The sequence below is a fragment of the Mesorhizobium sp. M1A.F.Ca.IN.022.07.1.1 genome (assembly GCF_003997575.1).
In the GTDB taxonomy this organism is placed as follows: Bacteria; Pseudomonadota; Alphaproteobacteria; order Rhizobiales; family Rhizobiaceae; genus Mesorhizobium.
Window position 1 is genome coordinate 1 of the sequence record NZ_RZST01000073.1, and the last position, 19,855, is coordinate 19,855.

Below are 19,855 nucleotides of genomic sequence, written 5' to 3' on the forward strand. Positions count from 1 at the left end.
GTTCTGGCGCGAGCGCCCGCCCTTGGCCGAGCCGCCGGCCGAGTCGCCCTCAACGATGAAGATTTCCGATTTCGCGGGATCGCGCTCTTGGCAGTCGGCAAGCTTGCCGGGCAGCGAGGTGACGCCGAGCGTGCTCTTGCGGGTTATGTCGCGCGCCTTGCGCGCGGCTTCGCGCGCGGCGGCCGCCTGGATCACCTTCTCCACCACCACCTTGCCTTCGCTTGGATGCTCTTCCAGCCAGGTGCCCAGCGCCTCGTTGACCAGGCTTTCCACCACCGGCCGGACTTCCGAGGAGACCAGCTTGTCCTTGGTCTGCGAGGAGAATTTCGGATCCGGAACCTTGACCGACAGAACGGCCGTCAGGCCTTCGCGGCAGTCGTCGCCGGTGAGCGAAACCTTTTCCTTCTTGGTCTGGCCGGAGGACTCGCCATAGCCGGTGATCTGCCTGGTCAGCGCGGCGCGGAATCCGGCCAAATGCGTGCCGCCGTCGCGCTGCGGGATGTTGTTGGTGAAGGCCAGCACGTTCTCGTGGTAGCTGTCGTTCCACCACATCGCCACCTCGACGGTGATGCCGTCGCGCTCGGCGCGAATGGCGATCGGCTTCTCGATCAGCGGCTTCTTCACCCGGTCGAGATACTTGACGAATTCCTCTAGGCCGCCGTCATAATGCAATTCGTGGCGCACGAGGTCGGCATGGCGCGCGTCGGTCAGCACGATGCGCACGCCGGAATTGAGGAAGGCGAGCTCGCGCAGCCGGTGCTCGAGCGTGTTGTAGTCGAATTCGACCATGGTGAAGGTTTCGGCTGACGGGAAGAAGGTGATCTCGCTGCCGCTGCGGCCTTCATAGGTCCCCGGTCGCTTGTCCTGCTCGTAGCTGCCGGTCACCTTCAGCGGAGCGTCGGCATTGCCGTGCGTGAAGCTCATCTCGAAGATTTCGCCGTTGCGACGGATCTTGAGCTTGAGCCATGCCGAAAGAGCGTTGACCACCGAGACGCCGACGCCGTGCAGGCCGCCCGAAACCTTGTAGGAGTTCTGGTCGAATTTGCCGCCGGCATGCAGCTGGGTCATGATCACTTCGGCCGCCGAGACGCCCTCGCTGGGATGGATATCGGTCGGAATCCCGCGGCCATTGTCGATGACGGTCACCGAGCCGTCGGGGTTGAGCGTCACCGAGACGAGGTCGGCATGCCCGGCCAGCGCCTCGTCGATGGCGTTGTCCACCACCTCATAGACCATGTGATGCAGGCCCGAGCCGTCGTCGGTGTCGCCGATATACATGCCCGGCCGCTTGCGGACAGCGTCCAACCCCTTCAAAACTTTGATGGAATCGGCGCCATACTCGGCTTCCGCGCCAATGGCGCTTTCGGTCTGATCGCTCATAAATACCTGTCTGATTGATGTCGCTGATCCGGCGCGGAAAAATGGTCCCGAATCGCGCCGTTTTGATGTCCTAGATATAGGCGCAAATGGCCGTTTTTCCAAGGTTTGCAGGCGTTTTGCCGGCTTGGCGAGCGGCCGTTGGCAGGCCGGGCGCGATACTCCGGGAAGCGCGGGGCGGGCAGCGGGCTATGCCGGCGCGAAAGCCTCGCCCGAGCGCGGCGTTGCAGCAGTCATATCGGGACGTCTGCTATTCCGCCCGGAGGCCGGCGCGCAGCGCCTTCAGCGCCTCGCTCCAGCGGAACAACTCGTCCAGCATGGTCTTGGCGCCGCCCAGCACCTGCTCGCCCGGATGATACGCGCCCTCCTTGTCGAGCAAGGTCCTGTAGGAAGGCAGCGCCACGCCTTCCGGGATCGGCATGACGCCGACCGAGGTCAGCAGCGGCTTCAGCGCCTGTGCCGCGCGCAGGCCGCCGGACACCCCGCCATAGCTGAAGATGGCGGCGGGCTTGTAGCGCCACTCCTTGAGCAGATAGTCGACGGCGTTAACAATCGCCGGAGCGGCGAAATAATTGTATTCCGGCGCCACGAAGACGAAGGCGTCGGCGGCGTCGATCACCTTCGACCAGGCCTTGGTGTGGTCGTTCTCGTATTTGCGCAGGCGCGGATGATGCGGCTCGTCGAGCAGCGGCAGCTTGAAGGCGGCAATGTCGGCGAGCGCCGGCTCGAACTTGCCGTGCTCGCGCGCGAACCCCTCCAGCCACTCGGCGAAGATCGGTCCGGCGCGTCCCGGTCGCGTGCTGCCGATGATGATGCTCAACTGGTGCTTCACGGGTGGCTCCTCAATTGACGGTATCCGTTGGCGACTAAAGGAACCGGTCACCGTCAACAAGCAGCCATCGAAGGGCGCCGTTCACATTCAGGCGAGGCGGTCTCTCCATGGGCTTTCCGTTCGGTCACATGGACGCCCGCTTTGCCGCGCATTACATTTGCCGTCGTAGCGGAGCATCCGATGGACACAAAGCCCGCCCCCTTCGTGCCGCCTGCGCCGAAGCCGCGCACCCAGCCGCCCTCGACGCTGGAGATGATGCGCATCGTCTACCGCAACCCGCTCGAGCTGTGGGGCGAGCATACCTACAACGAGCCCTGGATCTCGGTGACCGGTATCGGCGGGCCGCTGGTCATCGCCAACGATCCCGGCCTCATCCGCCACGTGCTGATCGACAACGCCAGGAACTACAAGATGGCGACGGTGCGCCAGCTGATCCTGCGCCCGATCCTGCGAGACGGCTTGCTCACCGCCGAGGGCGAGGTGTGGAAGCGCTCGCGCAAGGCGATGGCGCCGGTGTTCACGCCGCGCCACATCTTCGGTTTCGCCGAGCCGATGCTGAAGCGCACGCTGGAATTCGCCACCCGCTACGAGGCCGGCGGTACGACCGACGTCGCCCGCGACATGACGATGCTCACCTATGATATCCTAGCCGAGACGCTGTTTTCCGGCGAGATCGCCGGCGAGCCCGGCAGCTTCGCCAAGGAGATCGACCGCCTGTTCGAGACCATGGGCCGGGTCGATCCGCTCGACCTGTTGCGCGCCCCGGAATGGCTGCCGCGGCTGACCCGCATCCGCGGCCGCAAGACCATGGCCTATTTCCGCAACATCGTTGCCAACACGGTGAAAATGCGCGAGGAGCGGCTGAAGCGCGATCCCGACGGCGTGCCGCAGGATTTCCTGACGCTACTCCTGAAAGCCGAGGGGCCGGACGGCCTGACCCGCGCCGAAGTCGAGGACAACATCATCACCTTCATCGGCGCCGGGCACGAGACCACGGCGCGCGCGCTCGGCTGGACGATCTACTGTCTCGCCGAAGCGCCTTGGGAGCGCGACAAGGTCGAGCAGGAGATCGATGCGGTGTTGGCGCGCGAGCCCGATCCGACAAGGTGGCTGGGCGCCATGCCGCTCACCCGCGCCGCCTTCGAGGAAGCGCTGAGGCTTTATCCGCCGGCGCCCTCGATCAATCGCGAGCCGATCGAGCCGGAGACCTGGAACGGCCTCTATATCCCGAGATACGCCGCCGTGCTGGTGATGCCCTGGGTGGTGCATCGTCATCGCAAGCTATGGGACAGGCCGGACGCCTTCATGCCGGAGCGCTTCCATCCGGAGAACCGCGAACGGATCGACCGCTTCCAGTATCTGCCTTTCGGCGCCGGGCCGCGCGTCTGCATCGGCGCCAGCTTCGCCATGCAGGAGGCGATCATTGCTTTGGCCATCCTGTTGTCGCGCTTCCGTTTCGACGTAACGTCACAAACTCGGCCATGGCCGGTGCAGAAGCTGACCACGCAGCCGCAGGGCGGCCTGCCGATGCAGATTTCCCGCCGCGCCTGATTGGAACGGGTCCCGATCGGGAACAGTCTACCGGTCGGCGATCGGCCGGCGCTGCTGGAACTGGCCGGCGGCGCGGAAGCGCCAGAGATAACTCGGCAGGATCGCGGCGATCGCCTGCGGCTGGATGCCGAGGCCATTGATCGTTCTGTTCGCCTTGGCGGCGGCTTCGGAGACGACGTTGTGCTCGCGCAGCTGCAGCACCTGGTCCTTGGTCAGCAGCGGATTGGGCAACAGCTGCAGGATCGAGGCTTGGATATTGGCCACCCACCACGGCACCGGCACCAGGAGGCGTCTGCGGTCGATAACGGCGAGCAGCTCCTGCATGCATTCCTTGAAGGTCAACACCTGCGGGCCGCCGAGCTCATAGGTCTGGCCACGCTCGACCTTGCCGTCGACCGAGCGTGCCACCGCCTCGGCAACGTCGCCGACATAGATCGGCTGGAATTTCGTCTCCCCGCCGCCGATCAGCGGCAGCACGGGCGAGAAGCGCGCCATGTTGGCGAAGCGGTTGAAGAAGGCGTCCTCGGGTCCGAAATTGATCGAGGGCCGCAAGACGACGGCGTCGGGCACCGTCTCGAACACTGCTTTCTCGCCGAGAGCCTTGGTGCGGGCATATCCCGACGGCGAGTTGAGGTCGGCGCCGAGCGCCGATATATGGGCGAGGCCGGCGCCGACCGATCGCGCGGCCTCGGCGACGGCGCGCGCGCCGAACTCGTGCACGGAGCCGAATTTCTGCCGGCCGCTCTCATGCAGTATGGCGACGAGATTGACGACGTGGTCGGCGCCCTGAACGGCGCGGTCGACCGACCAGCGCACGCGCACATTGGCCTGCACCGGCTGGATCTGGCCGACATTGCCGAGCGGCTGCACATGGCCGGCAAGGTCGGGCCGCCGGCAGGCGACCCGGATGCGATAGCCGCGCTTGGCGAGCGCGCGAACGACATGACGGCCGACGAATCCCGAGCCGCCGAACACGACGACGAGCTTGGGGGTCTGCAGGATTTCGGTCATGGCTGGCTCCGCGCGCAAAAGCTTGGCTGAGCCGCTTCTTAATCCGTTTCGCGTCAAAGGCAAAGAGCGACCGGAGGTCGCCGCCGCCTTGTTTTTTAGTAATTCCAGGAAAGTGTGGAGCGGTTTTCCGTGCCGAATTGCGTCAGGGTAAAAGCCGCTCAGAACGCCCGACCGATGCGCGCGTCGACCGAATGCCGGTTGCCGCCTCGGATGACGAAGAAGGCGAGGATTGCCGCCCAGAGCAGCGACTTTTCCGCGCCCGAAAAGCCCTGGCCCATGGTGACCCAGTGGAACCATACTGTGACCAGAAGCACGATCAGGCCGGCGAAAGCGGCCGGGCGGGTGACGAGGCCGATGGCAATCAAAATGCCGCCGAAGAATTCGGTGCAGGCGAGCAGCGGCGACCAGAAGACGCCAGGATAGAAGCCCAGACCTTCGACCATTTCCGTGGCGCCAAACGGATTGACGATCTTCTGCGAGCCATGAATGGCGAGGAACGCCCCGGCAACGGCGCGCAGCAGCGTTTCGGCCGCATTGTTCAGCGTCGCATAGAGTCCGCCTAGGGCCGGAACGATAAGCCTTGGTCTGGACGTGTCGGTGCTGGCGAACATGCGGTCTCCTTTTTGCTGATTTGACGGACGCAAAGGCGTCCACTCCGTCAAATAGAATAAACCTGACGAACTTTCGCATGTTTTATTGCCGCAGTGAGAAACAGAAAACCCCGCCGAGGCGGGGTTTTCCGGGCAGTGAGCGCATCGAAACAGGGTCCAACGAGGCGGCCTGACCTGAGACGGTATCAAGGCGGCGTGAAGCAAGCACGCCCGCCCCGGCCCTGGACGCCCGGCGCGACGGCCGCCAATCGCAAGCCGCGACCCAAGCCACCCTTTTGCGGCTTGCGATGTGGGGTGCCGCTGATGGGTCGCTGCCGGGCTAAGAAAGGTTCAAAGCGGCGCGAAACAAATGCGCGCCTTGTTGCCGGGCGATGCCTCGATCAGGCCGAGTAGCGTTCGGCGAATTCGGAAATGCGCTGCACGACCGCCTTCGGGATATCGACACCGCGCGCCGTCGCCTTTTCAGCGGCCTCTGCCCGGGCGCGGCCGGGGATGTGCACGCCGTAGCGCCGCCGCAGCCGGTCAAGCTGGTCCTTCATGCGCTGTTCAAAATCCGGGTCGACCAATTTGGGCTCGATAGCGAGCACGAAGAGCCCGGTTCCGGGGCTGTCCGGCCCGCCTGAGAACCAGGGTGCGTCGAGCGACCAGTTGGCGCCGGAAATCCCCGCCGCCAGCACCTCGACCATAAGCGCGATGTTAGCGCCGCGCTGGCCGCCGAAGGCGAGCATCGCGCCCTTCATCGCCGCCGCTGGATCGGTGGTCGGATTGCCGCTGGCATCGAGTGCCCAGCCCTCGGGGATCTTTCTGCCGTCTTCCGCCGCCTTGCGGATGTTGACGAAGGCGGTGGCGCTCGACGATTGGTCGATCACCAACGGCGGCCCGTCCGCGGCAGGCGCGGCAAAGGACATCGGGTTGGTGCAGTAGACCGGCTTGACCGAGCCCGAGCCTGCAAGCACCGCCGGTCCGTTGGTGGCGGCGAACGAGACCAGCCCCTGCGCTGCCAGCCGTCCGGTGAAATAGCCGAGCGCGCCGCAGGTATAGGCGTTCCTTTGCGAGAAGATGGCGACGCCGAACAGCCTCGCCGCCTTGACGAGGTCATCTATAGTGCGGTCGAAGCCGGTATGGGCAAGCCCGCCGCGCGCGTCGGAGAGGTAGACGGCCAGCGCCGGCCGGGTGACGACCGGATCGGCATCGCCGTCGATGCGGCCGTCCTCGATGGCCTCCAGATAGTCGATGAAATGCGACAGGCCGACCGCCGACAGGCCTTCTGCTTGCGCGGCGATGATCGAGGCAACCAGCGACTGCGTGACTTCTTCATTGGCGCCGGCGCCGAGCGCCGCCATGCGGCACAGCCCTGTTGCCTGGTCGAGAGTGAGTTGCATCGGAGCCGTCCTGAGGAAGTAGGGGAGTAAGGGAATAAGGCAGTAGGGGGAGATTGTGGAGCAAATAGCGAATGGGGATGGAAATGTGAACGCGGATCGTGGCTGAACACTCCCCTATTCCCCTATTCCCCTATTCCCCTATTCCCTACTAACCGATCTTGACCGGAATCCGGGCCTCGATGCGGCTGAAGATGAGAACCAGGATGCCGGTGATGGTCATGTAGATCAGCGCCAGCAGCAGCAAGGGCTCGTAGGTGAGATAAGTGTCCTGCCGCACCTTGGACGAGACGGCAAAGATATCGATGACGCTGATCGTCGCCACCAGCGGCGTCGACTTGAGCTGCAGCACGGTTTCGCCGGTCAGTGTCGGCAACGCACGGAAGAAGGCCTGCGGCAGCCAGATGCGGCGGAAGATCTTGAAGCGGCTCATGCCGAAGGCGCGCGCGGCTTCCAGCTGCCCTTTCGGCACGCCGGCGAAGGCGCCGCGCATCACCTCGCCTTCATAGCCGGCAAATGACAAGGTCAACGCCAACACGCCGTAGGGCCAGGCTTGCCTGAGATAGGGCCACATCCAGGACTCGCGAATCCATGGATATTGCGGAAAAAGCGATCCAAGCCCGTAGTAGAGCAGCCAGAGCTGCAGCAGCAGCGGCGTGCCGCGAATGATGGTGCAGAAGATCTTGGCCGGTGCGGCGAGCCAGAACGGCCCACCGGCCTGCGCCAGCCCAAGCGGTACGGCCAGTATAAAGCCCAGCGCGCAGGTCACGACGAGGATCCACAGCGACCGCCAGATGCCGAGCAGCCCCATCTGCCAATATTGCGGCAGCCAGTCCCAGCGCATGACGAAGGCCGCGCAGAGGACCAATCCCAGCGCGATTAGGATCAGCACGATGCGGTGCGGCTTCAGCCAGAGCGAGGCACGCGCCGCCATGTTGATCGCGGTCGCTTCGGCCGACATCAGCGCGCCTCCTTGACGGAAGGCATGCCGCGCCGCGACCAGGCCTCGACGCGGCCGATGATCACGCTGGAAAACAGCGTCAGCGCCAGATAAAGCGCGCCGGCAGCAAGATAGAAGACCAGATAGGCCTTGGTGACGCCGGCCGCCTGACGCGTCGCCAGCGTCAGTTCGAAGAAGCCAACGACGGCAAGCAACGCGGTGTCCTTGGTGGCGATCAGCCAGAGATTGGCAAGGCCGGGAATGGCGAAAGGCAGCATTGCCGGCAATGTTATGCGCCTCAACATCAGGCCGGGCGGCATGCCATAGGCGCGGGCGGCCTCGATCTGGCCTTGTGGGATGGACAGGATGGCGCCGCGGATGACTTCCGTCGAATAGGCGCCCTGCACGACGCCAAGGACAAAGATGCCGGCGGCCAGCCCGCTGATGTCGACGCGCTGGTAACCCATCGCGGTCAGCAGCTGATTGATGAGATCGGTGCCGGCGTAATAGAGCAGCAGGATCAGCACCAGTTCCGGCACGGCGCGCACCACCGTGGTGTAGACGGCGAGCAGATCGCGCGCCACCGGTCCGCCGTAGAGCTTGCCCCAGGCGCCGCCGGTGCCGATCAAAAGGCCAAGGCAGGTGGCGCCGATGGCGATCTCGATCGAATGCAGCAATCCGACCAGCAGGGTGCCGCCCCAGCCGGGCGGCACGGGCGACAGGAGCTCGATGATGCCGGCCGCCGAGGCCGGAAGAAAGGCATTGATCAGCTTCGCCCCCGAATTGCTGGCAGCCGCCGACCGCAGCGTTCAGCGGCGGGCATGCGTGGCAAGGTTTGGGCCAAGGGGCATGGCGCTGGCCATGCCCCCAACATCAAAAGGAGGCGTCAGTTCGACTGCGTGGCGCCGCCATAGATGTCGAAGTCGAAGTATTTCTTCGAGATCTCATCGTACTTACCGTTGGCGCGGATGGCCTTGATGCCGGCGTTGATCTTTTCCTTGAGCGCGGTGTCTTCCTTGCGCACGCCGGCGCCGACGCCCGGTCCGAGCACCTCGTCGTCCGGCGCGACCATGCCCTTCAGATCGCAGCAGGCCTTGCCCTGGTCCGTCTTGAGGAATTCGCCGAGCGCGATGGAGTCGGCCTGCACCGCATCGAGACGGCCGGCGGCGAGATCGTTGTTGGCCTCGTCCTGCGTCTGGTATTCCTTGATCTCCTGCGCGCCGGTGAAGTGCTTCTTGGCGTAGACGGCATGTACGGTCGACACCTGAACGCCGATCACCTTGCCTTTAAGATCGTCCGGCGTGGCGCCGAACTTCTGATCCTTCGGTCCGATGATTGCTGTCGGCGTGTTGTAATACTTATCCGAGAAGTCGATCGTCTTCTTGCGCTCGTCGGTGATCGACATCGAGGAGACGATGAGGTCGATCTTCTTGGTGGTGAGCGCCGGAATGATGCCGTCCCAGGCAACGGGCGTGATGACGCAGTCGAGCTTCTCCTCGGCGCAGACGGCGTCGATGAAATCGATCTCCCAGCCGACCCATTTGCCCGTCGCATCCGGCGACGTGAATGGCGGGTAGGGCTCGGCGGCGACGCCGATCTTGACCTGATCGGCCTTGGCCACGCCCATCGCGGCGACGCCGAACAGCAGCGCCGCGGCGAAGGTCTTGAGAACAGTCTTCATTTCAGGACTCCCAGTTTGTTGTCGTTCCCGGTTTTCGCTCCGCTTGACGCCGGCCCTAGCCGACATTGCGGAGGAATTGCTTGAGCCTTTCGGATTTCGGCGCGCCGAACAGCTGTTCCGGCGGGCCTTCTTCCTCGACCAGCCCGTTGTAGAGGTACACGACATGGGTCGCGACCTCGCGGGCGAATTTCATTTCATGCGTCACCAGCACCATGGTGCGCCCCTCGCGCGCCAGGTCGCCGATCACCTTCAGAACCTCGCCGACCAGTTCCGGATCGAGCGCGGAGGTCGGTTCGTCGAACAGCATGACGCGCGGATTGATCGCCAGTGCCCTGGCGATTGCGGCGCGCTGCTGCTGGCCGCCCGACAGGAATGCCGGGTAGACGTCGCGCTTCTCCGCCAGCCCGACCCGGGCGAGCAGCTTCTCGGCCTGGGCGATCGCCTCGTCGCGCTTGACGCCGAGCACGTGCACCGGAACCTCGATGACGTTCTCGATCAGCGTCATATGGCTCCACAGGTTGAAGTTTTGGAACACCATGCCGAGTCTCGAGCGGATGCGCTCGATCTGCTTGCGGTCGGCAGGAACCGTATGGCCGTGGCTGTCGGCCTTCAGCTTGATCTCCTCGCCATTGACACGGATGATGCCGCTGGTCGGGTTTTCCAGGCAGTTGATGCAGCGCAACAGCGTCGACTTGCCGGAGCCCGAGCCGCCGATGATGGCGATCACCTCGCCGTCGCGCGCCGACAGCGAAACGCCCTTCAGCACATGCAACTGGCCGAACTTCTTGTGCAGGTTCTCGACATGGATGGCTTCGGCGGCGCCGCTCTGCGCTTGGCCGGCTGGGACTGCGGCGGCTTCCACCGCGCTCACCGGGTAACCTCTATAGGGGCGACGGCAGTTCGTCGAACGTCCATCCGGCTCATCAACATACGCTGTACTGTCCCGCTCCTCACTTCAGCATGGACCCGGCAGCGCGAGCCCGTCAATCCCGTTCATTACGGCACTTGCGGCCTTGTTGCGCAAGTGTATAAATAGCCTTTCATGAAATTTTTTCGGTTTTTTTCATCCTATAAGGGCATTTGATGAGCGCTTTCGGATCACAATCCATGGCGGCGCCGCTGCGGCGCGTGCTCATGCGGTCGGCGGCGAACGCGATGCGCGACGCCGACAGAGCTCAATGGCACTATGGCCCGGGGTTCAACCCGGCGAAGGCAGCGTCGCAGCACGCGGCCCTTGCTGAACTGGTAGCCGCTTCCGGCGCCGAAATCGAATGGATCGAGGACAAGGCCGACGGCCTTTCGGATTCGGTGTTCACGCACGACCCATCGCTGATGACCGACCGCGGTGCGCTGATCCTGTCCATGGGCAAGCCATTGCGCGCCAGGGAGCCCTCCCTTCATGAGGAAACCTACAGAGCGCTGGGCATTCCGATCCTTGGCCGCGTCGAGGCTCCTGGCCAGGTCGAAGGCGGTGATTGCGTATGGGTGGATGCCCGCACGCTGGCGATCGGGCGCGGGGTCCGCTCCAACCAGGAAGGCATCCAGCAGGTTTCGAACCTGCTGACGCCGCTGGGAATTTCCGTCTACGGTTTTGATCTGCCGCTGTGGCAGGGGGAAGAGGCGTGCCTGCATCTGATGTCGGTGATCAGCCCGCTGGCCGACGATCTCGCGCTGGTCTATTCGCCGCTTTTGCCGGCCCCGTTCTATCAGATGCTGAAGGCGCGCGGCATCAGGCTGGTCGAAGGCGACGCCGGAGAATTCGCCGCTTCCAACGGCCTCAGCCTGAACGTGCTGCCGACCAGCCCGCACAAGGTCATTGCCGTTGCGGGCTTTCCCAAGACCAAAGCCGCGATGGAGGCCGCCGGCTGCACGGTTGAGATTTTCGAGGCGGACGCGCTCTGTATCGCCTGTGAAGGCGGGCCGACATGCCTGACACGGCCGATCCTGCGCCGATGACTGCGCGCCGCAAGTTCCGTCGCGAGGGCGAGGAGCGGCGGCGGCAGGATCTGATCGAAGCGACTCTGGACTGCGTGGCGGAATATGGCCTGCAGGGCGCCACTTTGCGCACCATCGCATTGCGTGCCGGCGTCACCGCCGGCCTGATCCGGCACTATTTCCCCGGCAAGGAAGAATTGCTGCAGGGGGCCTATACGGCGCTGGTCGGCCGCATGACCGAGCAGGCGAAAGCAGCATTGGTCATGGAAGAGGCGTCGCCTCGCCAACGCCTTGCAGCTTTCGTCACCGCCAATCTCAGCGCGCCGATCATCGACCAGCGGGTGTTTTCGCTCTGGGCGACCTTCATCGGCCGTGCCGGTGCGGATCCGACGCTCGCCCGTGCTCACCGCGAAGGCTATCTTGGCTTTCGTAACGAGGTGGAAGCGGTCGTCGCCGAGGTGCTCGCCGCCGAACAGCGCGAACCGGACGCAAGTCAGCTGCGCCGTCATGCCATCGCCATCAACGCGATCATCGACGGGCTTTGGATCGAAGGCTGCCTGGCCGGTGAGATGTTCTCGCCAGGCGAGTTGGCGGCGATTGGCATCAAGGCTGTCGAGGCCGAACTCGGCCTCGCACCGCTGAAGCATGATCCCGAAAAGTAGGACCCGGTTTTCGGAGAAAGATCATGCTCAACAAAGGTTAGATCGGGATGGCAATTCAACGAAACGCCATCACGGTCCAGAGCAATTCCAGGAAAAGGTGAAAAGCGGTTTCCCGTCCGGGATTGCGTAACAAACAAAGAGATAGAGCAAATCACTGTTTCCGTTAAACGGTGATCCGCTCCAAAGGGAGAAAACCAATGACCACGCTCGGCGAAGCGCTCATCACCTTGCTCGAGGCGCATGGGGTCGACACCGTATTCGGCATTCCGGGCGTGCATACGGTCGAGCTTTATCGCGGCCTGGCGCGTTCGAAGATCCGCCACATCACGCCGCGCCACGAGCAGGGCGCCGGCTTCATGGCCGACGGCTACGCCCGCGCCGGCGGCCGGCCGGGCGTGGCTTTCGTCATCACCGGACCCGGCCTCACCAACACCATCACCGCGATGGGCCAGGCGCGCGCCGATTCGGTGCCGATGCTGGTGATCTCCGGTGTCAATGCCACCGATACGCTCGGCAAGGGTTTGGGCTTCCTGCACGAACTGCCGGACCAGCGCGGCATGATGGAGAAGGTGGCGCTGTCTTCCGAGCGTGTCACCGAGGCCGAGGAACTGCCGGGTGCGCTCGCCCGCGCCTTCGCCGTCTTCTCCTCGTCGCGGCCGGGTCCGGTTCACATCGAGATCCCGACAAACGTCATGGTGAAGCCCGCCGAGGGGCTCGCGCCGGTGCTCGGCAACGCCGCGCCGCCCGCTCCGGACGCGGCGGCTGTTGCCGAGGCTGCGAGGTTGATCAAGGCGGCTCGCCGTCCGCTGATTCTTGCCGGTGGCGGTGCCAAGAAAGCGGACGCGGCGCTGACACGCTTCGCCGAAGCGCTCGGCGCGCCGGTGGTCGAGACCGCCAACGCGCGCGGCCTGCTGCATCGGCACCCGCTCTTGGTGCCGGCAAGCCCCAGCCTCAAGGCGGTGCGCGCGCTGATGGCGGATGCCGAACTGGTGATCGCCGCCGGCACCGAATTCGGCCCCACCGACTATGACGGTTATGGCGATGGCGGCTTCGTGCTGCCGCCGAGCCTCATCCGCATCGATATCGGCGCCGACCAACTCGCGCGCCGTCCGGTGACGGTTGGCATCCACGCCGATTGTGCCGAGGCGCTTTCTGCCCTGCTGGCTGCACTCGGCGCCGCTCATGTCGCCGCGAAAGACGGCGAAGCCCGCGCTGCCGCAGGGCGAGAGGCCGCGCTGGCGGAGCTGCGGCCAGACTATCTGGCGCAACTGCGCGCCGTGGAGACGATCCGCGACGCGCTGCCCGGCGCCATCATCGTCGGCGACTCGACGCAGCCGATCTACGCCGCCAATCTCTATTACGACCACGACCGTCCGGGCGGCTGGTTCAATGCCGCGACCGGTTTCGGCGCGCTGGGCTACGGTCCGCCGGCGGCGATCGGTGCCGCCCTTGCCGTGCCCGAAGCGCCGGTCGTGTGCCTCACCGGCGACGGCGGCTTCCAGTTCACCTTGCCGGAGCTCGGCGCGGCGCTCGACGCCGAGGCGCCGGTGATCTTCGTCGTCTGGAACAATCGCGGCTATCGCGAGATCGAGACCTCGATGCTTGATGTCGGCGTCGAGCCGGTCGGCGTGTCGCCGGCGCCGCCGGATTTCTGCAAGCTCGCCGAGGCCTACGGCATCGAAGCCGAGCGGCTAACAGGGGTCGGTGACCTGGCCGGTGCGCTGAAGCGCGCGCGAACTGCCGGCAAGCCGCGGGTTATAGAAATCACCGTCGATTGAAGGTCCTGGCGACCGTCCCATCCGGCCGAGACGCAGCCGCGTCACGTTACGCGGCTTTGTCTCGACGCATGCAAAGACGGGACGCCTGCCATGTCGATATTTCAATTGAGTGACAACGCGAAAGGCGCGACGTTCGAGGCTGGGGCGGCATAACCATAAGAATACGACAGGAGCAGTCGAAATATGACGGAAACGCTTAACGGCAGGCATGTCGTGGTGACGGGCGGCACCGGGGCGCTCGGCGGCGCGGTTGTCGGCAGGTTGCTGGAGCAGGGCGCGATTTGCCACGTGCCCAATGCGCATGCCGCGGCTCCGCCGCATTTTCCCTACGCGGCTCACGCCAGCGTCCATCTGGCGCACAATGTCGACCTGTCGGACTCCGCCAAGGTCGAGGCCTTCTACCATCAGGTTCCGGAGCTTTGGGCTTCGATCCATCTTGCCGGCGGTTTCACCATGGCGCCGGTCGAAAAGATCGAGACGGCATCCTTTGCCGAGATGATGGACACCAATGCCCGGACCACCTTCCTTTGCAGCCGCGCCGCGGTGCGCTCGATGCTGACGTCGGGCACCGCGGGGCGCATCGTCAACGTCAGCGCGCGTGCCGGGCTTGATCCCAGGCGCGGCGCCGGAATGGTCGCCTATGCCGCGAGCAAGGCGGCGGTCGCAGCGATGACCCAGGCGATGGCCGAGGAGCTGAAGCACAAGGGCATCCTGGTCAATGCGGTCGCGCCCTCGACGCTCGACACGCCCGCCACCCGCGCCGACATGCCCGACGCCGATTTCACCAAATGGGTCAGCCTCGAGGCCGCCGCCGAGGCGGTCGCCTATCTCGCCTCGCCCGCCAATCAGGCGATGAGCGGCACGCTGGTGCCGCTCTACGGGCGAGCCTGAGCTCACAGATCAAAGTGCAATGAAAAACCCCGCCGGATCGCTCCGGCGGGGTTTTTGCTTTCGACAAAGGAAGGAGCTTAGTTGCCCTGCTTCTTCAGCGCCGCGCCCAGGATGTCTCCCAGCGAGGCGCCGGAGTCGGTCGAGCCGTACTGGGCGACTGCTTCCTTCTCCTCGGCGATTTCCAGCGCCTTGATCGAAACCTGCAGCTTGCGGGTCTTCTTGTCGAAGGCGATGACGCGGGCGTCGACCTTCTGGCCGACGGTGAAGCGCTCGGGGCGCTGCTCGTCGCGGTCACGGGAAAGGTCCGAACGCTTGATGAAGGTATCGAGGCCGCTGTCGACCAGCCGCACTTCCAGACCACCATCCTTCACCGCGGTGACCTCGCAGGTGACGACGGCGTTCTTGCGCAGCTCGCCGCTGCTCGCCGCCTCGCCGACCGTGTCGCGGGCCAGCTGCTTGATGCCGAGCGAGATGCGCTCCTTCTCGATGTCGACGTCGAGCACCTGCGCCTTGACCATGTCGCCGCGATTGTACTCTTCGATCACCTGCTCGCCCGGACGTGTCCAGTCGAGGTCGGAGAGGTGCACCATGCCGTCCACGTCGCCTTCCAGGCCGATGAACAGGCCGAACTCGGTCTTGTTCTTGACCTCGCCCTCGACCTGGCTGCCGACCGGATGGTTGCGCGCGAAGGCTTCCCACGGGTTCTCCAGCGTTTGCTTGAGACCGAGCGAGATGCGGCGCTTGGCCGGATCGACCTCGAGCACCACCACGTCGACTTCCTGCGTCGTCGACAGGATCTTGCCGGGATGCACGTTCTTCTTCGTCCACGACATTTCCGAAACGTGGATGAGGCCCTCGATGCCCGGCTCCAGCTCGACGAACGCGCCGTAGTCGGTGATGTTGGTGACGGTGCCCTTGATCTTCTTGCCGATCGGGAACTTGGTGCCGATATCCGACCACGGATCGCTCTCGAGCTGCTTCATGCCGAGCGAGATGCGATGGGTTTCCTGGTTGATGCGGATGATCTGCACCTTGACCGTCTGGCCGATGTTGAGGATCTCGGTCGGATGGTTGACGCGGCGCCATGCCATGTCGGTGACATGCAGCAGGCCGTCGATGCCGCCGAGGTCGACGAACGCACCGTAGTCGGTGATGTTCTTGACCACGCCCTCGACAACCTGGCCCTCCTCGAGGTTCTGCACGATTTCCGAACGCTGTTCGGCGCGGCTCTCCTCGAGCACGGTGCGGCGCGACACCACGATGTTGCCGCGGCGGCGATCCATCTTGAGGATCTCGAAGGGCTGCGGGTTGTGCATCAGCGGCGAGACGTCGCGGATCGGACGGATGTCGACCTGGCTGCGCGGCAGGAACGCCACGGCGCCGTCGAGATCGACGGTGAAGCCGCCCTTGACCTGGTTGAAGATGACGCCTTCGACGCGCTCACCCTTGGTGAACTTCTCTTCGAGGCGCACCCAGCTCTCCTCGCGGCGGGCCTTCTCGCGCGACAGCATGGCCTCGCCAAGCGCGTTCTCGATGCGCTCGACATAGACCTCGACGGTGTCGCCGACCTTGAGGGAGGAATCCTTGCCCTTGGCGCCGAATTCCTTCAGCGGCACGCGGCCTTCGACCTTGAGGCCGACATCGATGATGGCCATGTCCTTTTCGATCGCGGTGATCGTGCCCCGGACAACCTGACCCTCGCCGGAATGGCCGGCGGTGAATGATTCTTCGAGCATGCTCGCGAAATCATCGCGAGTGGGATTTGCAGCTGACATTGTTTCTCCTGGAATGCTTCGCACAACAAAGCGAAGCGGGCGCCGTGGGTTAGCGTTGCGTGAGCCTGCCGGCGTTCCGGGCTGAAGAGCCCTCGGCCGCTTAAGCGGCAAGTCCGGCGCATAGAGAATGCTGGCAGGCTGGTTCGTGCCCGATATGGGTATTTTCATCGCCTCCGGCAACGGAAAACACGAGGAAAACCCGGATCAGGCCTTGTTTCTCTTGGCCAGCAGTCTTTGATGGTTAGCCATGGCCGCCAGAAACGCGGCCTCTATAGACACTTCGCCGGTGTCAGGCAAGTGCGCGTCGCGGCGGTGCGCGTGCTCCGCCCGAATGTTTTTGCGATTACGCGTTCGCGGTTGCAGTTCTTCTTGCCGACATGGATGGTCACGGGGAGCATCACTATGCAGTCAAGCGCCACTTTCAACATCTTCCTGCCGGTTGCCCTCGTCATCATCATGCTGGGGCTTGGCCTGTCGCTCAAGCTCCAGGACTTCTTGCAGGTGGTGCTGCGACCGAAGGCCCTCCTGGTGGCTCTTATCGTGCAGATACTGGTTCTTCCCGTCCTTTGCTTCGGCATCGTGTCGGTTTCGGCTTTGCCGCCTGCCATGGCGGTCGGCATGATGCTGCTCGCGGCCAGTCCCGGCGCCCCGTCCGCGGTCCTCTTCACTCACCTTGCCAAGGGCGATACGGCGCTCAGCCTGACGCTGACGGCGATCAGCTCAATGGTGGCGCTGGTGTCGGTGCCATTGATCACCAATTTTTCGCTGCTGCATTTCTATGGCGCCGGGCACGTCATCCCGCTGCCGATCGAGAAATTCCTGCAGTTCTTTGCCGTTGTGCTTGTCCCGGTTTCGATCGGAGTTGCCGTCCGGCACCGCTACACGGCCTTGGCCGAGCGCTTGGAGGGGCCCGTCAAGCTACTGGCGACGCTTTTTCTTGCGGCGGTCGTTATTTTTGCCGTCGTCGATCAGCGGCAGGTTATCGTGACCTGGGGGCCCATTGTCGGCTTTGCCGCCTTTGCCTTCAACGTGGGGAGCATGGCGCTCGGCTACGCCGTTCCGTCGCTGCTGCGCCTGGAAAGGCGGCAGGCGGTCGCCATCACCATGGCAACGGCCATCCACAACGCCGCGTTCGTCATAGCCCTGGCGCTTAGCGAATATCTCCTCAACAACGCCGAAATGGCGATCCCGCCAGCGCTTTACGCCTTGATTGCCTATGTCACCGCGGCGGTTTTCGTAGCCGTCGTGAGCAGGTCAGGCAGACCTGCGATCGAAGGCACGATCCGGTCGTGATAGCCAAGCTCAGGCGAGGTCTTTCGCACCCATGGCGCGGTCGACGATTGCCATGGCTGCCAGAAACGCGGCCTCGATTGCCATGTCGCTGGTGTCGAGCAAGTGCGCGTCCGCCGCCGGCTTGAGCGGGGAGTCGGCACGGCCCATATCGCGCTCGTCGCGGCGCTCGATGTCGGCGAGGATCGTGGCAAGATCGGCGCTGCCGCCCATGCTTTCGATCTCGGCCAGCCGGCGCCTTGCCCGCACTTCCGCGCTCGCTGTGACATAGAGCTTGATATCGGCGTCGGGACACACGACCGTGCCGATGTCGCGTCCGTCGAGCACCGCGCCTGGCGGCGCCTTGGCGAACTCGCGCTGCTTGTCGACCAGGATGCGCCGGACCGACGGAATGACGGCGACCTTTGAGGCGGCCTCGCCTACCGCATGCGCCGAAAGCACCGTACGGTCGAGGTTCGAAAGATCGACTTGGCGTGCCGCGGTTTCCGCCGCCGAGACATTGTCGAGCGGCAGACCGAGCTCGAGCAGCTTATGGGCGACGGCGCGATAGGTGAGGCCGGTATCGAGCAGGTTCAGGCGGTAATGATCGGCGAGCCGGCGAGCGAGTGTGCCCTTGCCGGCGCCCGCGGGGCCGTCGATTGCGATGGTGAAGGGGGTGCTCATTGGCTCGCCTCGAACGATAGGCGCAATGAGCAAGATGAGCGCCGCGATCCTTCGCGCGCCCCTCTGTCCTGCCGGACATCTCCCCCGCTTGGGGGGAGATCAGCCGTCATCGCGGCTTGCGCCAATTGTCTATGTTGCAGGATTGAGCGGAGCGCCGGAGCCGCCAATCTCCCCCCTTGCGGGGGAGATGTCCGGCAGGACAAAGCGGGGTGCTGTTCCGCCTGCATCTCGGTTCGGCTCCAACCCATCGCCCGTCACTCGATCTCGGCGCCGAGCCCCTTCATCAGCCCCATGAATTCCGGAAAGCTCGTCGCGATCATGTTGGCGTCGTCGATGGTCACCGGCTTTTCCGTCGCCAGCCCCATCACCAGGAAACTCATGGCGATGCGGTGGTCGAGATGCGTCTTCACCGCCGTGTCCGGCCCGTTGGGATGAGCGCCCAGGCCCTTGCCGCCGGGCTTGCCGCGCACGGCGAGCGAGGCTTCGCCCTCGCTGCAGTCGACGCCGTTGAGCTTCAGCCCGTTGGCCACCGCCGACAACCGGTCGGATTCCTTGACGCGCAATTCCTCCAGACCCTGCATCAGCGTCTCGCCTTCGGCGAAAACAGCGGCAACCGCCAGCACCGGATATTCGTCGATCATCGACGGCGCCCGCTCCGGCGGCACCACGACACCTTTGAGGTCGGAGGAGCGCACGCGCAGGTCCGCCACGTCCTCGCCGCCGGCATTGCGGGGGTTGAGGATGTCGATGCGGCCGCCCATCTCCTGCAATGTGAGGAGCAGCCCGGTGCGGGTCGGGTTCATCAGCACGTTCTCGATCACGATATCGGAACCCGGCACGATGAGCGCTGCCACCAGCGGGAAGCCGGCGGAGGACGGGTCGCCGGGCACGGCGATGGTCTGCCCCGTCAGCTTGCCCTGGCCTTCGATGAAGATGTGGCGCACGCCGCGCTCGTCGGTCTCGACGGTCAGGTTGGCGCCGAAGCCTTTCAGCATCTTTTCGGTGTGATCGCGCGTCATCACCGGCTCGATCACGGTGGTGATGCCGGGCGTGTTGAGCCCGGCAAGCAGCACCGCCGACTTCACCTGTGCCGAGGCCATCGGCACGCGATAGGTTATCGGCGCGGCATGCTTGGGGCCGCGTAGCGTGATCGGCATGCGGTCGCCAGGCGCCGCTTTCAGCACCTGCACGCCCATCTGGCGCAGCGGCTCCAGCACCCGGCCCATCGGCCGGCCGGAGAGCGAGGCGTCGCCGATAAAGGTCGTCTCCATGTCATAGGTGCCAACCAGGCCCATGGTAAGCCGCGAGCCGGTGCCCGCATTGCCGAAATCGAGCGGGCCTTCCGGCTCGAGCAGCGCGCCGTTGCCGGTGCCGCGGATCACCCATTCGGCGCCCGTCTTTTCGATATGCGCGCCCATCGCCTTCATGGCGGCGCCCGTGCGCATCACGTCTTCGCCTTCCAGCAGGCCGGTGATGCGC

Annotated in this window: 18 protein-coding genes and 1 pseudogene; 6 read left to right on the forward strand and 13 right to left on the reverse strand. The window is 64.7% G+C overall.

Annotated elements, in window-relative coordinates; all coding sequences use genetic code 11:
• Together EOA75_RS11175 and EOA75_RS11180 are read right to left on the reverse strand one after the other, a co-directional pair.
• Positions 1–1,380, reverse strand: a 1,380-nt coding sequence (locus EOA75_RS11175; protein WP_245466611.1) for an ATP-binding protein, incomplete at its 3' end; no start/stop codon positions are given.
• A gap of 247 nt (positions 1,381–1,627) precedes the next feature.
• The gene (locus tag EOA75_RS11180) at positions 1,628–2,209 is read right to left on the reverse strand and encodes an NADPH-dependent FMN reductase (RefSeq protein ID WP_127324260.1); all 582 of its coding nucleotides are present in this window, start codon (positions 2,207–2,209) and stop codon (positions 1,628–1,630) included.
• Positions 2,210–2,389: 180 nt separating this feature from the next.
• On the opposite strand from EOA75_RS11180, the gene EOA75_RS11185 reads away from it, so the two are divergent.
• Positions 2,390–3,760, forward strand: coding sequence for a cytochrome P450 (locus EOA75_RS11185; protein ID WP_127324261.1), 1,371 nt, complete (start codon positions 2,390–2,392; stop codon positions 3,758–3,760).
• Positions 3,761–3,787: 27 nt separating this feature from the next.
• Here EOA75_RS11185 and EOA75_RS11190 read toward each other — a convergent pair whose 3' ends face one another.
• The 7 genes from EOA75_RS11190 to EOA75_RS11220 all read right to left on the reverse strand — a co-directional run bounded on the left by EOA75_RS11190 (position 3,788) and on the right by EOA75_RS11220 (position 10,253).
• Positions 3,788–4,771, reverse strand: coding sequence for a complex I NDUFA9 subunit family protein (locus EOA75_RS11190; protein WP_067324180.1), 984 nt, complete (start codon positions 4,769–4,771; stop codon positions 3,788–3,790).
• 158 nt (positions 4,772–4,929) lie between these two features.
• The gene (locus tag EOA75_RS11195; protein WP_067324182.1) at positions 4,930–5,382 is read right to left on the reverse strand and encodes a DoxX family protein; all 453 of its coding nucleotides are present in this window, start codon (positions 5,380–5,382) and stop codon (positions 4,930–4,932) included.
• Between the two features lie 380 nt (positions 5,383–5,762).
• Positions 5,763–6,764, reverse strand: a complete 1,002-nt coding sequence (locus EOA75_RS11200; protein ID WP_067324184.1) for an Ldh family oxidoreductase — start codon at positions 6,762–6,764, stop codon at positions 5,763–5,765.
• A gap of 148 nt (positions 6,765–6,912) precedes the next feature.
• Positions 6,913–7,722 (reverse strand): ABC transporter permease, encoded by an 810-nt coding sequence (locus tag EOA75_RS11205; protein ID WP_127215999.1) that lies wholly within the window; start codon positions 7,720–7,722, stop codon positions 6,913–6,915.
• Positions 7,722–8,387: an ABC transporter permease subunit gene (locus EOA75_RS11210; RefSeq protein WP_127324265.1), complete on the reverse strand. Its 666-nt coding sequence runs from the start codon at positions 8,385–8,387 to the stop codon at positions 7,722–7,724. Before EOA75_RS11210 ends, EOA75_RS11205 begins: the two co-directional genes overlap by 1 nt.
• Before the next feature lie 200 nt (positions 8,388–8,587).
• Positions 8,588–9,382, reverse strand: a complete 795-nt coding sequence (locus EOA75_RS11215) for a transporter substrate-binding domain-containing protein (protein WP_067324186.1) — start codon at positions 9,380–9,382, stop codon at positions 8,588–8,590.
• A 55-nt stretch (positions 9,383–9,437) separates the two neighbouring features.
• A complete protein-coding gene (locus EOA75_RS11220; protein WP_067003385.1) occupies positions 9,438–10,253 on the reverse strand; it encodes an ABC transporter ATP-binding protein in 816 nt (271 codons plus the stop codon).
• Positions 10,254–10,465: 212 nt separating this feature from the next.
• Between EOA75_RS11220 and EOA75_RS11225 the strand changes: the two genes are divergently transcribed.
• The 4 genes from EOA75_RS11225 (at position 10,466) to EOA75_RS11240 (ending at position 14,648) form a co-directional block, all read left to right on the forward strand.
• On the forward strand, positions 10,466–11,338 hold the full coding sequence (locus tag EOA75_RS11225) for a dimethylarginine dimethylaminohydrolase family protein (RefSeq protein WP_127216000.1): 873 nt from the start codon (positions 10,466–10,468) through the stop codon (positions 11,336–11,338).
• Complete coding sequence (locus EOA75_RS11230; RefSeq protein ID WP_127216001.1) at positions 11,308–11,979, forward strand: TetR family transcriptional regulator C-terminal domain-containing protein; 672 nt, start codon at positions 11,308–11,310, stop codon at positions 11,977–11,979. Before EOA75_RS11225 ends, EOA75_RS11230 begins: the two co-directional genes overlap by 31 nt.
• Positions 11,980–12,176: 197 nt before the next feature.
• Entirely contained in the window at positions 12,177–13,757 is a 1,581-nt protein-coding gene (locus tag EOA75_RS11235) for a 5-guanidino-2-oxopentanoate decarboxylase (RefSeq protein WP_127324262.1), read from the forward strand.
• Between the two features lie 183 nt (positions 13,758–13,940).
• Positions 13,941–14,648, forward strand: coding sequence for an SDR family NAD(P)-dependent oxidoreductase (locus tag EOA75_RS11240; RefSeq protein ID WP_127216883.1), 708 nt, complete (start codon positions 13,941–13,943; stop codon positions 14,646–14,648).
• Between the two features lie 77 nt (positions 14,649–14,725).
• Here EOA75_RS11240 and rpsA read toward each other — a convergent pair whose 3' ends face one another.
• A complete protein-coding gene (gene rpsA, locus EOA75_RS11245) occupies positions 14,726–16,423 on the reverse strand; it encodes a 30S ribosomal protein S1 (protein WP_067003396.1) in 1,698 nt (565 codons plus the stop codon).
• A gap of 204 nt (positions 16,424–16,627) precedes the next feature.
• A pseudogene (locus EOA75_RS34975) lies at positions 16,628–16,729 on the reverse strand (cytidylate kinase); the annotation flags it as partial.
• Positions 16,730–16,825: 96 nt separating this feature from the next.
• On the opposite strand from EOA75_RS34975, the gene EOA75_RS11250 reads away from it, so the two are divergent.
• Positions 16,826–17,716: a bile acid:sodium symporter family protein gene (locus tag EOA75_RS11250; protein ID WP_127324263.1), complete on the forward strand. Its 891-nt coding sequence runs from the start codon at positions 16,826–16,828 to the stop codon at positions 17,714–17,716.
• Between the two features lie 9 nt (positions 17,717–17,725).
• Here EOA75_RS11250 and cmk read toward each other — a convergent pair whose 3' ends face one another.
• Positions 17,726–18,376 (reverse strand): (d)CMP kinase, encoded by a 651-nt coding sequence (gene cmk, locus EOA75_RS11255; protein WP_127216881.1) that lies wholly within the window; start codon positions 18,374–18,376, stop codon positions 17,726–17,728.
• Positions 18,377–18,630: 254 nt separating this feature from the next.
• A partial coding sequence (gene aroA / locus EOA75_RS11265) for a 3-phosphoshikimate 1-carboxyvinyltransferase (RefSeq protein WP_127324264.1) occupies positions 18,631–19,855 on the reverse strand: 1,225 nt, incomplete at its 5' end.